Source organism: Rhodococcus sp. RDE2, assembly GCF_020885655.1.
Taxonomy (GTDB): Bacteria; Actinomycetota; Actinomycetes; order Mycobacteriales; family Mycobacteriaceae; genus Rhodococcus; species Rhodococcus pyridinivorans.
This window is the reverse complement of sequence record NZ_AP025186.1, coordinates 4,541,885-4,556,430: the sequence shown is the minus strand read 5'-3', so window position 1 is coordinate 4,556,430 and position 14,546 is coordinate 4,541,885. Positions and strand designations below refer to the sequence as shown.

11 protein-coding genes are annotated in these 14,546 nt (G+C 70.5%); 4 read left to right on the top strand and 7 right to left on the bottom strand.

Annotated elements, in window-relative coordinates:
* Positions 1 to 174 precede the first annotated feature (174 nt).
* Positions 175 to 1,362: a polysaccharide biosynthesis protein gene (locus tag LPH33_RS21175; RefSeq protein WP_145690948.1), complete on the top strand. Its 1,188-nt coding sequence runs from the start codon at positions 175 to 177 to the stop codon at positions 1,360 to 1,362.
* A gap of 64 nt (positions 1,363 to 1,426) precedes the next feature.
* Here LPH33_RS21175 and LPH33_RS21170 read toward each other — a convergent pair whose 3' ends face one another.
* On the bottom strand, positions 1,427 to 2,662 hold the full coding sequence (locus tag LPH33_RS21170) for a DUF3068 domain-containing protein (protein ID WP_229565870.1): 1,236 nt from the start codon (positions 2,660 to 2,662) through the stop codon (positions 1,427 to 1,429).
* A gap of 246 nt (positions 2,663 to 2,908) precedes the next feature.
* On the opposite strand from LPH33_RS21170, the gene LPH33_RS21165 reads away from it, so the two are divergent.
* On the top strand, positions 2,909 to 4,081 hold the full coding sequence (locus LPH33_RS21165) for an acyltransferase family protein (RefSeq protein WP_026061773.1): 1,173 nt from the start codon (positions 2,909 to 2,911) through the stop codon (positions 4,079 to 4,081).
* Here LPH33_RS21165 and LPH33_RS21160 read toward each other — a convergent pair.
* The 4 genes from LPH33_RS21160 to LPH33_RS21145 all read right to left on the bottom strand — a co-directional run bounded on the left by LPH33_RS21160 (position 3,970) and on the right by LPH33_RS21145 (position 10,156).
* Positions 3,970 to 8,256, bottom strand: a complete 4,287-nt coding sequence (locus LPH33_RS21160) for an alpha-(1->3)-arabinofuranosyltransferase (protein ID WP_229565868.1) — start codon at positions 8,254 to 8,256, stop codon at positions 3,970 to 3,972. The genes LPH33_RS21165 and LPH33_RS21160 overlap by 112 nt on opposite strands.
* Positions 8,237 to 8,410, bottom strand: a complete 174-nt coding sequence (locus tag LPH33_RS21155; RefSeq protein ID WP_006552672.1) for a DUF2613 domain-containing protein — start codon at positions 8,408 to 8,410, stop codon at positions 8,237 to 8,239. Before LPH33_RS21155 ends, LPH33_RS21160 begins: the two co-directional genes overlap by 20 nt.
* Positions 8,411 to 8,550: 140 nt before the next feature.
* Positions 8,551 to 9,633: an isochorismate synthase gene (locus LPH33_RS21150; protein ID WP_106201237.1), complete on the bottom strand. Its 1,083-nt coding sequence runs from the start codon at positions 9,631 to 9,633 to the stop codon at positions 8,551 to 8,553.
* 55 nt (positions 9,634 to 9,688) lie between these two features.
* Positions 9,689 to 10,156 carry a universal stress protein gene (locus tag LPH33_RS21145; protein ID WP_016695522.1) on the bottom strand — a complete coding sequence of 156 codons (468 nt, stop codon included), beginning with the start codon at positions 10,154 to 10,156 and terminating at the stop codon, positions 9,689 to 9,691.
* Positions 10,157 to 10,269: 113 nt separating this feature from the next.
* Here LPH33_RS21145 and LPH33_RS21140 point away from each other — a divergent pair, with 113 nt between their 5' ends.
* Positions 10,270 to 11,451: a glycoside hydrolase family 3 N-terminal domain-containing protein gene (locus tag LPH33_RS21140; protein WP_229565866.1), complete on the top strand. Its 1,182-nt coding sequence runs from the start codon at positions 10,270 to 10,272 to the stop codon at positions 11,449 to 11,451.
* Positions 11,452 to 11,526: 75 nt separating this feature from the next.
* A complete protein-coding gene (locus LPH33_RS21135) occupies positions 11,527 to 12,135 on the top strand; it encodes a TetR/AcrR family transcriptional regulator (RefSeq protein WP_006552668.1) in 609 nt (202 codons plus the stop codon).
* 114 nt (positions 12,136 to 12,249) lie between these two features.
* On the opposite strand, the gene LPH33_RS21130 is transcribed toward LPH33_RS21135, so the two are convergent.
* Together LPH33_RS21130 and LPH33_RS21125 are read right to left on the bottom strand one after the other, a co-directional pair.
* A complete protein-coding gene (locus tag LPH33_RS21130) occupies positions 12,250 to 13,107 on the bottom strand; it encodes a MaoC/PaaZ C-terminal domain-containing protein (RefSeq protein ID WP_016695524.1) in 858 nt (285 codons plus the stop codon).
* On the bottom strand, positions 13,108 to 14,454 hold the full coding sequence (locus LPH33_RS21125) for a 3-oxoacyl-ACP reductase (RefSeq protein WP_026061776.1): 1,347 nt from the start codon (positions 14,452 to 14,454) through the stop codon (positions 13,108 to 13,110).
* Positions 14,455 to 14,546 lie beyond the last annotated feature (92 nt).

Here is a 14,546-nt window from a genome sequence, read left to right as displayed (position 1 = left end):
AGAATACGGTGTCGTTCCGGATGGGAGGATGAGCGGATGCCGCGAACACCCCGACCCGCGTCGGAGGGCACCGAGACCACTCGTGGTTCGACGACGGGCACCGAGACCACTCGTGGTTCGACGACGGGCACCGAGACCACTCGTGGGTCGACGACGGGAACCGCCGTCGCCGGTATGACACTGGTGACGGTCGGCGCGATGACCGCGAACCTCGCGTCCTATCTGTTGCACCTGCCGGCGGGACGCTGGCTCGGGCCCGCCGGATACGGCGAGTTCGCGAGCCTGCTCGCCGCGCAGCTCGTCCTCGCCGTGCCGGCGCTGGCGTTGCAGACGGTCGTCGCCCGGGAGGCCGTGCACGGCACCGGCGCCGCGGCGCTGCGCCGTCTCGGTTACCGCTGCGCCGTGCTCGCCTTCGTCGTCGCGATGCTTCTCGTGCCCGTCGTGGCGTGGGCGCTCGACACGAGTGTCGGGGGAGCGTTCGGATCGCTCGTCACCGCGCCGCTGCTCGTCCTCCTCGCCGCCGAACAGGGTCTGCTGCAGGGCCGGGGCAGGTTCGCGGCGCTCAGCGTGGTCCTGGCCGGAGCCGGCATCGCGAAGGTGGTGCCGGCCGTCGCGGTGCTCGCCGTCGGGGGCGGCCCCGGTGCCGCGCTGTTCGCCGGGGCGCTCGGCACGGGTGCGGTCGCGCTGGCCGCGAGTGTGCTCGTGGGCCGGACGTCGGGTGGACGGACGGAACCGGTCCCGACCGCGGGGGCGGTGCTGCGTGCCTCCCAGGTGCAGCTGGCCCTCATCGCGCTCACGTCGCTCGATCTGTTGCTCGCCCGCATGCTGCTCGACCCCGATTCGGCCGGCCTGTACGCGCTGGGGGCGGTGGCGACGAAGGTCGCCTTCTGGTTGCCGCAGGCGGTCGGTGTGGTGCTCTATCCGCGGATGGCGAATCCCGCCCAGTCGGCGGCCGCGGTGCGGTCGGCGCTCACCGTCCTCGTCGCGATCGGCGCGGTGCTCGTCGCCGGTGCGGCGATCTGCGCACCGATCGTCCCGATGCTGGTCGGCGATGCCTACGGGCCGGTGCAGTCGCTGCTGTGGCTGTTCGCGCTGCAGGGCGCGTGTCTGGCCGTCCTGCAGGGGGCGTTGCTGTCGGCGATCGCCGGGGAACGCACCCATCTCGCGCTCGTCGCATGGGCGGGCCTCGCCTTCGAGGCGGTGCTGATGTTCACGGTGGCGTCGACCCTGCGGCAGTTCATCGCGGTCGCCGTCGGTGTGGCCGCCGCGACGGCCGCAGTGGTCGCGGTGCTCGCTCTGCGCGGTGCCGGCGCGACCCGGTCGTCCACGGACGAGGCGGCGACCCCGTCCACCGACGAGTGACCCACGAACGAAACCGCCCCCCACCGGGATCGGTGAGGGGCGGCTCGGTTCGTCTACCGGACGATCACTCCTGCGTCGGAGGCTTGCGCAGATCGGTGCGCGGGATCTCCTGCGTCTGATCCGTCGTCCAATCGCGCTGCTGCGCGTTCGGATCGGTCTGACGCGGGATGACCTCGGTGCGGTCGTCGGTGTGATCGCGCTGCGCGCCGGCCGAATGCGCCGGGCCGACCGTGGTCGTGGCCGGGCCTGCCGGAGCGGGACCGCCGGTCGCGGTGGCCGGACGACGGTTGCCGCCGCCGCGCAGGCCGAGCACGAAGCCGACGATCAGCAGGATGACGCCGAGGATGCCGAGGATGATCGGCAGGGTGCGGCCGAACAGCGAGATGGTGTCCTGGCCGTTCTTGGCCTGCTCGATCTGGTACTCGATCGTCTCCTCGTTGAACGGGAGCGTCACGTTCAGAACGGTCACCTCGGGCTTGTCGGCCTCGCGGGCGTAGTACTGGTCCTGCTGCTCCTGGCCCTTGACGACGACGCCGGTAACCGGATCGACCCACAGGTCGCGGGTGTTGTTGTACCAGCGGGTCATCGTGATCGGCTCGTCGCCCTCACCGACACCCCAGGTGGAGGCGGGCAGGCTGAGCTTGTAGGTCGGGACCTCGCGGTCGGCCTTCGACAGGTCGATCGGGCCGATCTCCTGGCTGAAGTGGTAGACCTTCATGCCGTTGATCTCCTCCTCACCGACGAAGTCGATGGGGAAGTTGTCGCGAGCGTTGATGTCGTAGTACGGGTACGACTCCTGCTGGACGTCGAACGGGAACTTGTACTGCAGTCCGTCGCGGTTGTCGATCTCCACCGGCGGCTTGTCGGCGTTCACCTGGATCGTGCTCACGCGATCCGGGAACTCCTCCTCCGAGACGGGCATGGAGGTCTTCCGGTCGATCGTGACGCGGTCGACGACGGCCGAGACCAGGCCCGTGTCCCCCTGCATGTCGAGTCGTCGCACGGTCTGGCCGGCCTGCAGCGTCATGACCTCGGCGTCCGAGGGATCCTCGACGGTGACGAAGCGCTGCGCGACGATCGGCACGTCGCGATCGACCTGCGCGTTGCCGGCGAGCAGCTGGCGGGAGTTGAGGATGTCGCCCGTGCCCTCGGCGACCGTGGTCACCTCGAGATCGAGCGGTGTCGTCCTCAGCTTCCCGAGCGTGTACGTCGGCACGAGAATCGCGATCACCAGGAGGAAGGCCCCCAGGCCCACCAGAATCATTGCCAGTATCCGGCCGGAGCTCGAACGCTCAGCCATGCTTTCTCCTCACTCAACGGTCGTCATCGAGTACCCCCACCGGCAGCAGCAGGGCTGCACGGATCGCCTGGCATCCGGCCCGCGAACACCACGTGAGCTCAGACACTAACAGCCCGGTATGGCAATATGCGCGCCCGCTCACCGCTGGGACGGATCCGTAGTCGATCTTCGTCGTTGCCGGGATCGTCCCGTTCCGGATGATCCTGCTCTGTCCGCCGCTACCGCGACACGGCACACTGGTGCCCGATGACCACCACCACCGACCGGAACCGCAGCATGAGCGGATTCCTTCCGGCACTCGAAGGGATGCGCGGCTTCGCCGCGGTGGGCGTGTTGATCACCCACGTCGCGTTCCAGACCGGCGCAGTGCACGACCCGCTGATCGGCCGGGTGTGGGCGCGGTTCGACCTCGCCGTCGCCCTGTTCTTCGCCCTGTCCGGTTTCCTGCTGTGGCGTCCGCACGCCGCCGCGGCCCGCGGGCTCGGGCCGTCCCCCTCGACGACCCGCTACTTCCTCTCCCGCGCGACCCGCATCCTCCCCGCCTACTGGACCGTCGTGATCCTGGTGCTGTGGTTGCTGCCCGGCGCGGGCGGCGGCGCGACGGTGTGGTGGTCGAATCTGGCGCTCGTGCAAGTGTTCGTCCCACTGACCCTCACCGAGGGCCTCACCCAGATGTGGAGTCTGTCGGTGGAGGTGGCCTTCTATCTCGTGCTGCCGCTGCTGGCCCTGGCGGTGAGCGGGCTGCGCGGGGACGCCACCCGCTACCGCGTCCCACTGCTGCTCGCCGTGAGCGGACTGGCGCTGCTGTGGGCGTGGGTTCCGGTCGGCACCCCCGATCACATCAACCACACCAACTGGCTGCCCGGCTACCTGCCCTGGTTCGCGGCGGGCATGATCCTCGCCGAACTGGTCACCGGACCCGAGACGTGGATGCACCGGCTCGCGGCGCGGCGCGCGGTGATGGGAGCGATCGCAGTCGCCGCCTTCGCGGCCGCGGCCACCCCGCTGGCCGGACCGGAGACGCTCACCGATCTCGCCCCGACCGAATATCTGGCCAAGATCGCCCTGGGCGCGATCATGAGCTTCGCGCTGCTCGCTCCGCTGACCCTCGCGCCGCGCCGTCATCATCGCGTCCTGGCGAGCCCGGTCGCGCTGGCGGTCGGACGCTGGTCGTACGGCGTGTTCATCTGGCACCTCGCGGTGCTGTCGATCGTCTTCCCCGTCTTCGGGATCCCGGCCTTCGCGGGGCACTTCTGGTTCGTGCTGACGGTGACGGTCGTGCTGAGTCTGGCCGTCGCGTCCGTCAGCTACGCCCTCGTCGAGGAGCCGGCGCGTGCCGCCTTCCACCGCTGGGACAAGGCCCGGCGCGGCACCGCCGCCAGACCCACCGCGACCACGCCGACGAGCGCCGCGAACTGAATCAGGAACGAGTGCCCGACATATCCGTCGGGTGATCGCCACGGTCCGGTGGACAGCAGCGCCATCGCCAGCATCGTCGCGCCGCCCGCGGTGCCCACGAGCACGCGCGACGCCACGAGGGGGCCGCGGCGCACCGCGAGCGCACCGATCCCCGCCGCGCCGGCGACCGCGACGGCGGCACCGACCCATCCCGCGAGGAGCGTCGCGGCGACCAGCACACCGGCCAGGGCGAGAGCCGACGAACCCCAGGTGCGCGGCATCGGACCCGGATCCTCGTCGCGCCGCCGCGGCCGGACGGCCGCTGCGAACAACGGGACGAGCAACAGCAACCCGCCGAAGATCCCGAGCCGGTACCAGCGGTCGGTCGCGAACTCGAGGGTCAGCGTCTGCTCCGGACCGGCCGGCACGATCCAGCCCTGCTGCCAGCCGTCCACGACGACCGGCGTCGCCACGGCACCGTCCGGGGTGCGGGCCACCCAGCCGACGTTGGTGCTCTCGGGCACCACCACGAGCCGGTCCTCGTCGCCCGCCGGAACGGTCACTTCGCGCAGGTTCTCCGTCCAACGGCCCTTGTCGAGTTCCGTCGGCTCCGCGACGGGCGCACCGGAACCGGGGACGTCGAGCCGCAGGCCCGAGACGACGAAGGCCGCACCGGGATCGACGTCGATGTCGACCCGGCCCGGGTTCATGCCGACGACGTCGGTGTCGCACAGCGTCGCAGGAACCTCCACGCCCGCCGCGAGATCTGCGACCCGCGCGGTGAGCGATGTGCGATAGGTGCGCCCGTCGATCTCCACGACGGGTCCACGCTCGCAGTCGACGGTCACCGTCTCGTCGTAGACGGATCCCTGTGCTCCGATCGGCCCGTCGTCGCCGAGCACCGACACCTCGGCGAGCCCGGGCGGGCTGAGTTTCGAGAAACCCAGCACGGTGCGGTCGAGGGTGTCGCGCCAACGCACCACGGTGAGTTCGATCCGGTCCGTGACGTGCGGGGTCAGGTCGACGATCGTGTCGTCACCGTCGAGTTCGCGCACCTGCGGTCCGTTGCCGAGATTCACCGCGACCCGCGACGGCGCGACCGGCAGCGCTCCCAGCGCCGCCCTGATGTCCAGCCCCGTGACGCGCTGTTCCTCGGGCAGCTCCAGCGTGAGCGACGGCCGCGGCGCACCCGCTTCGAGCGAGCTCTCCTCCGCGGTCCACGACGTCCGCGGATCACCGTCGGTGAGGGCGAAGGCCGAGCCCTGCAGGTCGACGACGTCGGCGTCACCGCGCGCGACGACCCGATCCGAGCGGTCCACGAGATCCTCGAGCGCCGGCCCGGGACGCGCGCGCAGGAGCAGTTCCGGGCGGACCCAGGTCTCCTGCGGCACGTCCAGGGTGCGGGTGAACATGCCGGGTTCCTCGGCGGAGGTGGCAAGTCCGCGCGCGCAGCGGACGCGGTCGTCGGTGTCGACACAACTGCCGCGACCGGGGAACTCCTGTCCGAGCTGCCATCCGCGCACCGCGGCGTCCTCGGCCGGGCCCGGCACCACGATGCGGCGACGGATGTCGATCGGGCGCGGGTCGTTCCGGTCGGTGAAGTCCTCGACGACCACCTCGGTGAGACCGAACTGGTTGCCGACCGTGCCGCGTTCGGTGTGCACCGATGTGATGCGGATCCACGAGGTGGTACCCAGCGGCAGCGCGACCGTCTGTTCGCGTCCCGGCTTGTCGACGCGCACCGCCGTGCTGCCCCGGTCGGTGGACACCTCGAGCCACTTGACCGGATCGCCGAGGGCACCGGAACTCGTCGTCAGGTGCAGCAGACCCGCCTCGATCGGCCGGTCGAGGTCGAGCTGCAGCCACTGGCCGACCGCCGATTCGAGACCGTTGCTGTGCCAACCGGTCGTCGGGTCGCCGTCAACCACCGCGGCCGGGCTGCTCGCCACCGACGTGCCGCCGAGCTGGGTGGCATCCGACGCCGCGCTCGACACGCTGATGCGGGCGCCTTCCCACTCGGCCCGGACGAGTTCGGTGTCGGGCACCGGATAGTCGGGGACGGCGTTGTGGGTGCGGCGCGGGTCGTCGGCCGTGCGGATCGTCGACGAATGATGGTCGACCTGTCCGTAGTCCGTCTCGCGGTCCGTCGGGGTGTCGGTGATCGTCACCTCGTCGACGGGCAGACCCGCACGGGCCGCGTCGGCCACGAGGAGTGTGGGACCGACGAACTCGGGCTGCGCGGTGTTGCGGCGCAGCAGCGCCTCGGGGCCACCCTGCACGACCGGCACGTCGGCGGCCTCCACGACATAGGGGCCGACGGGCGCCGCGGCCGGCTCGGCGACGCGGTAGATCTCCACGGCCGGATAGACCGGTCGCAGGTCGGCGTCGGTGACGAAGTCCTCGGGGTTGTCGAAGACGATGTCGTCACCGAACTCGGCGACCCGCTCGATGCCCGGCGAACCGTCGAGCGTGCGGTGCACGAGTGCCGGTCGCGCGGCGGGGGAGGTGTCGGGATCGAGGTCGTTGCGCACCACCAGGAAGCCGATGCCCTGACCGCGCAGGGTCGCGGCGAGACCGTCGGACGGACGGCCGTCGGCGATGTCGCGTTGCACGGCGTCGAGGGCACGGATGGCGCCGGGCGGCACGAGCGGGACGGCGTCGCGCACGGCCCACGGCGTCGACGCGAGGGCCTGCAGCGGTTCGTCGCGGGTGAGACCCCACATCTGGCTGCCGAACGGCGCGCCGGGAACGATGAGGGCGCGTTCACCGCGCTCGCTCGTGTTGTCCTCGAGCCAGGCCGCCGCGGCGTGCCAGTGATCGGGGACCTCGTCGTAGGCGCCGCGCGGAGCGAGCCTGCCGGTCCACGCGAGTGAGGTCGCGAGCGTCATCGCGACGAGGATCAGCGTCGTCACCGCGACCATCGGATTGCGTTCGGGATGCGCGAAGGCGTTCCGGGCACGCGTCCACGGCACCGATCCGGGCAGGGGCACGGCGCGCAACAGGTGTGCGATCCCGAGCACGATCGGCAGTCGCACGAGCGGTTCGAGCTTGTGGACGTTGCGCAGCGGCGCACCGGCGGTGTCGAGGAACAACCGGACCTGCTCGGCGAACGGTGAGTCCAGCTGGCCGACGTAACCGACGCCCATGCCGACGAGACCCACCACGAGGATCAGGGTGAAGCGACCGCGCGCGGGCATCGACCGCATCGCGAGACCGGCGAGGCCGGCCGCCGCCAGGGCGCCGGTGACGAGGACGGCGGCGGGCTGCGTGACGAGCACGGCGCCCGCGATGCGTTCGGGGGAGACGAAGGGCGTCCAGCTGCTGGTGCCGCGCAGCACCTCGGCGAGCGACGTCCATTCGGTGGTGACACCGGACGATTCGATGAAGTCGAGGAAGGGCGGACTGACGCGCCCGAGCAGCAGCAGCGGCACCATCCACCAGGTCACCGCGACGACGCACAGCGGCAGCCACCACAGCGTGAAACGCCACCAGCGCCGGTTCGGGCGGTGCGCGGCCCACCACAGGGCCGCGACGAGACAGGCCGCGGCGGTCGCGACCGCGTTGATCGCGCCCATGAGCGCCACCGCCACGGCGGACTGCGCGGCGAGCCGGCGGGCCGAGCCGGGATTCTGCGTGTTCAGATACCGCACCAGCGGCAGCAGCACCCACGGCGCCAGCATCATCGGATGTGCTTCCGACGAGATGGAACCGAGCGTCGTGAGGACGCGCGGGGACAGCACGAACACCGTCGCCGCGATCAGGCGGGAGCTACGGCTCCCGATACCGAGGGCTTCGGCGAGGCGGACGAGGCCCCAGAATCCGGCGACGAGCAGCAGCACCCACCACACCCGCTGGGTGATCCACGGGGGGATGTGCAGCAGTTGTCCCGCGGCGAAGAACGAGCCGTGCGGGAAGAAGTAGCCGTACGCCTGGTTCTGCACCTGCCCGAGCGGCGCCACACTGCTCCACTGGTGAGCGGCGCGCGTGAGGAAGCCGATCGGGTTCTGCGTCAGGTCGTACTTGGTGTCGGCGACGACCAGGCCCGGAACCTGGGCGAAAGACAGGACCACCGCCACCGCGGTGACTGCGTACAGCCACCGGCGGGACAGCGGTTCGGCGGACGGGAGCTCCGTCTCGCCTCGGTACGTGCGTGAACTCGAAGCGTTGCCGGCGCCGTCAGCGGCTGCCGTACTCAACCTGGTTCAGGAGGGACGAATCGGCGTTGCCACTGCGATCGATCTGAGGGCGCGAATTCTCCTGCACAGCGGCCGTCACGCCGAAGACCGCCACGGCGCCGAGTACGGCACCGACGACCACGCTACCCAGGCCCGGTCCCAGGAACTTCCCCATTCCGTCTCCCCATCTCCAGTGACGCAGGCAGTCATCGCCGGCCGCCACGCTGTCTATCGGTCCGCGCCAAACTATCACCCCGGCAAGCGTCGGCGGACGGTGCGAGCCTCCGAGTCGATCTTCACCGTCGCGGCGGTGCGCTACACGCCCAGCGCGCCGAGCAGCGTGCGCAGTTTCGCGGTGGTCTCGTCGAGTTCGGCGACGGGATCGGAATCGGCCACGATGCCACCTCCGGCCCAGGCCACGGCGCGTCGGCCGTCGGAACTGAGCTCCGCGCACCGGATGGCGACGAACCAGTCGCCGTCACCCTGTTCGTCGCACCAGCCCACCGCGCCGCCGTAGAAGCGCCGGTCGCCCTCGACCCGGGCGATCGCGTCCAGCGCGGCCTCGGTGGGGGTGCCCGCCACGGCCGGGGTGGGGTGCAGGACGTGGGCGAGGGTGAGCGCGTCGGTGCCGGCGTCGCGGAGGGTGCCGGTGATCGGCGTGGCGAGATGCCAGACGTCGGGTGTCGCGGTGAGCTCGGGCTTGTCGGGGATGTCGAGGTCGCTGCACAGCGGAGCCAGTCGGGTGCGGATCCAGTCGACGACGTAACCGTGCTCGGTGAGGTTCTTGTCCGAGGTCAGCAGTTCCTCACCGGCGCGGCGGTCCTCGTCCGGATCGGCCCGGCGGGCAGCGGTCCCGGCGAGGGGACGGCACGTGACGGTGTCGCCGCGCCGGCTCACGAGCAGTTCGGGGGTCGCGCCGACCAGCGTGTGACCCCAATAGCGTTCGCCCGCCGCGCTCAGGTCCAGCGCGTACGTCGCCGCGTCGGGATGGCGTTCGATCATGCGGGCCGCGAGAGCGAGCGGGTCGAGGGGTTCGTCGGCCTCGAGCGCGACCCGCCGGGCGGCGACGACCTTCTCCATCTCCCCGAGGGACAGCTGCTCCACGAGCCGGCGCACCCGCTCGACGTGCACGCGGGGCAGCGGCAGTTCGGTGGAGATCCGCACCGGCGGCAGTTCCGACAGGTCGGACGGGGCCTGCCACGGACCGTCGGTGATCTCGACGTCTTCGGGCTGCGCGAGGGCCACCGGACGGTGCGGCGAGAACGGCAGTGCACCGACGACGATCGTCGCCTTGCCGCTGCGGAGTGCCTGCGTGGCGGAGTGGACGTCGTCGAAGAACCGGCGGGTGCCGGTGGCGTGCACCGAGCGTTCGGCGCGCGAGAGCAGGAATCCGTCCATGGTGGATCGACAATATCCCTGCCCGTACCCGGCGCCGGTGACCCGGTGCGGGGCGTCAGCGCCCCGGCGGCACGATCAGGACCGGCCGGTGACTGTGCCGGAGCACGTGATCGGCCACCGACGACTGCAGCAGCGACCGCAGACCGGTGGTGCCGCGGGTGCCGGTGACGATGATGTCGACGTCCAGCTCGTCGGCGGCCTCGATGATCGCCGACCACACCGCGTTGACGACCTCGACAGTGCGGCCCTCGGCGTGCAGACCTGTCGAGCGGGCCAGCTCGAGGCCCTCGTCGTTGGTGATGCGCGCGTCGGACAGGGCGACGTCCTCGCTGTCCTCGTCGGGCACCCAGTCGGGTTGCATGACCCCGGACAGGCCGGACATGCGGGCGGCCTGCCGGACCATCGGCTCCCAGGCGGTGACGACGACGGCGCGGCACGACTCGAGGAAACGACCCGCATACTGCACGGCACGCTTCGAGTTCTCGGAACCGTCGTAGGCGATGAGGATCAGATCTGCGCCCACCGCGTACCCCCTGGGTCGGATTCGGATGCTCGGGTGCACCTTAACCCGCCGGAGCGTCCCTGGGGGAGGTTCGAGCTGTGGGTCTCCGAGGTTCGTCCGCTACCGTCGGCACCATGCGGATCCGTCACACTGTCGCCGCCGTGCTCGCGGTCGCCCTCACCACCGCGGGATGCGGTTCGTCCGATTCGGGCGGCGACGACCCGGTCGAGGCGACGTCGAGCTCGGCGACCGCCTCGTCCACCACCACCGCGACCGCCACGACCACCGAGGCGACCGCAGCTGCGACGTCGGCGACCTGCGGCGACGATCTGCTCGCCCGGCTGACGCTGCGGCAGAAGCTCGCCCAGTTGCTCAACGTCGGGGTCACGAGCGCCGCAGACGCGCAGGCCATCGTCGAATCCGAGCAGATCGGCGGCATCTTCATCGGCAGCTGGACCGACGCGTCGATGCTCACCGACGGTCTCGTGCCGCAGGTGGCCGCGCAGAGCGCATTGCCGCTCATGGTCACGATCGACGAGGAGGGCGGCCGCGTGTCGCGCGTGGGCGACCTGTTCGGCCCCGATCCGTCCGCGCGGGTGACGGCGCAGACGATGACGGTCGACGAGACCTACCGGATGGCGTTCGAACGTGGACAGGAACTGAAGTCGCTGGGCATCACCGTCGACTTCGCACCGGACGTCGACGTGAGCAGCCAGCCCGACGACTCCGTCATCGGCGACCGGTCGTTCTCCGACGATCCCGAGGTCGTCACCCAGTACGCCGGCGCCTATGCGCGGGGACTGATCGACGCCGGAATCATGCCGGTGCTCAAGCACTTCCCGGGACACGGCTCGGCCTCCGGTGATTCGCACACCGGTGCCGTGACGACCCCGCCGATCGAGCAACTGCAGCAGAGCGATCTCGTGCCGTACCGCAGCCTGGTCTCGCCCGAGGTGGGCGTCATGCTCGGCCACCTCGACGTTCCGGGCCTGACCGGCGGGCTGCCCGCGAGCATCAGCCCGGCAGCGGTGGACCTGCTCCGCTCGGGTGCCTACGGCGGCCCTGCCTTCGGTGGCGTGATCTTCACCGACGACCTGTCGGGGATGCGCGCGATCACCGACACCTACGGCATCACCGAGGCCGTCGAGGCCGCGATGGTGGCGGGCGTGAACCAGGCACTGTGGCTGACCACCGACGAGGTGCCCGCCGTGCTCGATCATCTCGAGCAGGTCGTCGCGGAGGGCACGCTCTCACCGGAATGGGTCGACGAGTCGGTGCGGACCGTGACACGCGCGAAGGGCGCTCTGGACTGCTGAAATGTCGCAGGTTGCTTCGACCGCAGGCTTCCTACCGTAGAGTAAGAACTTCATTCGAGGAGTCCGGGAGGAGTCATGGCGGGCGGAACCAAGCGACTGCCGCGTGCGGTCCGCGAGCAACAGATGCTGGACGCCGCCGTCGAAGTGTTCTCCGAGCACGGTTTCCACAACACGTCCATGGACGCCATCGCGGCGCGGGCGTCGATCTCCAAGCCGATGCTCTACCTGTACTACGGGTCGAAGGACGAGTTGTTCGCGGCGTGCATCGCCCGCGAGGGACAGCGGTTCGTCGAGGCGCTCACACCGGCAGGCGATCCCACCCTCGCGCCGCGTGAACAACTGCGGGTCGCGCTCGAGTCGTTCCTCGGCTTCGTCGACGAGCACCGGCCGTCGTGGATGGTCCTCTACCGTCAGGCGCTGTCGCAGCAGGCCTTCGCGCCCCAGGTGCAGGGCAGCCGCGACCGGCTGATCGAACTCACCGCGCATCTGCTCGAATCGAGCACGCGCGATCCGGAACCCGACACGAACTTCACGATCATGGCCGTCGCGCTCGTCGGTGCCGGTGAGGCCGTCGCCGACCGCATCGCCGGCGGTGAGATAGACGTGCAGCAGGCTGCGGATCTGCTCGAGAACCTGGCCTGGCGCGGTCTCGCGGGACGCAAGCGTTCCGACCAGATGCACTGATCCGTCTCGCCGGGAACACCACGGCGACAAAACTATTCGACCCCCAAGGGTTCGGGCGGGGCGGAACGCCCCCATCGCGTCCCGCCCCGCCCGAAGTCTCGGTGGTTCCCCGCCCTACCGCAGCGTGGCGGTCAGGTGCGGGTACTGCTTCTTCGGATGCCGCAGTGCCAGATCCCATCCGTCGGCGACGTGCTGCGCATACAGGCTCAGCGACGACGGCAGCAGCACCGGCTTCCCGAACCGCACCGCGTAGGTCACCTTGCCGGGGATCCGCCCCTCGACCGCCGACAGGGTGGCCGCCGCGCTCCACATGCCGTGGGCGATGGTCTTCGGGAATCCGAAAGCCTTGGCGCCCAAAGTCGAGACGTGGATCGGGTTGCGGTCACCGGAGACCGCCGCGTAGCGGTCGATGACCTTCTGGTCGACCCGCAGCGTGGAGGTGGGGACCAGGGGGATCTCCTCCTCCTTCGGCTCCGGCTTGGGCTGACCCGACAGCGACGTGCGCTGCTGGTGCAGGAAGGTCGACGTCTGCCGCCACACCAACTCGCGTCCGACGTTGACCTCGCTGACGAGATCGACCAGCAGACCCTTGCGGTGTTCGCGCATGTTCTCCGCGTGCACCGCGATGTCGAGCGGCTCGGTGACCGAGATCGGCCGGAACTGCTCGATCACGTTCTCGGCGTGCACCGAACCGACGGCGGCGAACGGGAAGCCCTTGGACACCATCAGTTTCATCACGAGCGGGAACGTGAGGATGAACGGATAGGTCAGCGGCAGACTGTCGCCGAACCGCAGCCCGCACACCTTGGTGTACTCGGCGAGATCGTCAGGATCGACCTTCAGCGACCGCAGGACCAGGACGTCGTCGGGCAGGCTGTCGCCCGACGCGCCCACGACGGGCAGCGCCCCGAGCACGGCCCGGCTGTAGATGTCGAAGGTCGACGGCAGCGAGGGCAGTTCGATCCGTGCCATCTAGGCCCCCAGCATGGACTGGCCGCACACGCGCACGACCTGCCCGGTCACGGCGCTCGACGCGGGGTTCGCGAACCACGCGACGGTCTCGGCGACGTCGACGGTCTCGCCACCCTGCTGCAGCGAGCTCATCAGGCGGCCGGCCTCGCGGGTGGCGACCGGGATCGCGGCCGTCATGGCGGTCTCGATGAAGCCCGGAGCGACGGCGTTGACGGTGATCTTCTTGTCGGCGAGCGCCTCGCTGGTCGCCTGGACGAGACCGATGACACCGGCCTTCGAGGCGCCGTAGTTGGTCTGGCCACGGTTACCGGCGATACCGGCGATCGACGACACGTCGATGACCCGGCCGCCCTCCTTCAGCGCGCCCTTCTCGACGAGCACGTCGGTGATCTTGCGCGGGGCGATCAGGTTCACGGCCATCACGGCGTTCCAGCGGTCGGCGTCCATGTTGACGAGCAGCTTGTCGCGGGTGATGCCGGCGTTGTGGACGATGATGTCGGCACCGCCGTGACGCTCGAGCAGGTGCGCGGCGAGCTTCTCGCCGGCGTCGGGTGCGGTGACGTCGAGGGCGAAGGCGGTGCCGCCGACCTTGTTGGCGGTCTGGGTCAGCGCGTCGCCGGCCGCGGGGACGTCGGCGGCGACGACGGTCGCGCCGTCGCGGGCGAGCACCTCGGCGATCGTCGCGCCGATGCCGCGGGCCGCGCCGGTGACGACCGCGACCTTGCCGGCGAGCGGACGCTCCCACGACTCGGGGGCGGTGGCGTCGCCCTCACCGATGCGGATCACCTGGGCGTCGACGAAGGCCGACTTCGCCGAGAGCAGGAAGCGCAGCGTCGACTCCACACCGGACAGGCCGGTCGCGGCCTTCGGGGAGACGTAGACGAGCTGCACGGTGGCACCGCGACGCAGTTCCTTGCCGACGCTGCGCGTGAAGCCCTCGAGGGCGCGCTGGGCGATGCGCTCGTCGACCGACCCGGCCTCCTCGGGCGTGGTGCCGAGGACGACGACGCGGCCGCTCGGGGCGAGATTGCGCAGGGAGGGCTGGAAGAACGTGAAGAGCTGTTCGAGGCCCGCGGGGTCGGTGATGCCGGTAGCGTCGAAGACGAGTGCGCCGAACTTCGTGTCGGACGGCTCGGCGAACGTGTAGTCGCTCAGGAGGTTGCGGATCGGTTCGACCAGGCGGCCGTTGCCGCCGAGCAGAACGGGGCCGGGGAGCGGGGGCTCGCCGGGCTGGTAGCGCCGGAGCTTCTCGGGCTGTGGCAGACCGAACTGCTTGGCGAGGAACGCTCCGGGTGCGGACGAGATGAGCTGGGCGTAGAGCTTGGGTGCGCCCTTGGCTTCGGCCACGATTCCACCTTCTTCGATTCGGTCGTCGGTGCAGTGTTCGACAGCAAGCGTGTTCGACAACAAACTTACCCGTGAGTAAGAATAGTAGCCAG